Genomic DNA, 238 nt, shown 5'->3' with positions numbered 1-238 from the left:
CTGCGCGTGACCTGAGTGGTGACCTGCAGGTCCGGGTACGGCTGCTGGCTGGGCAGGGCCTTCACCGTGGCGTCATAGCGGTAATAGTCCATGCAGTTGCCTTCGCGGCGTTTCTCGTCGGCCTCGTTGGCGCAGGCGCGGATGCCGGCCTTGGCGGAGTAGGGCAGCAGGTGCGCCAGGGCCGAGGACTTGTCGCCCAGGTCGACCATGAACAGGTACAGGTCGCGGCGCGAGAAGC

At 67.2% G+C, this 238-nt stretch carries 1 pseudogene; it reads right to left on the bottom strand.

Annotation, left to right across the window (positions count from 1 at the left end):
• Nucleotides 1-238: pseudogene (locus SB764_RS44355) on the bottom strand (hypothetical protein); the annotation flags it as partial.

Origin of the sequence: Paraburkholderia sp. SIMBA_027 (assembly GCF_046535315.1) — a bacterium.
Taxonomy (GTDB): Bacteria; Pseudomonadota; Gammaproteobacteria; order Burkholderiales; family Burkholderiaceae; genus Paraburkholderia; species Paraburkholderia tropica.
Note: the sequence above shows the minus strand (reverse complement) of the source record. Positions and strands in the feature narration are given on the sequence as shown.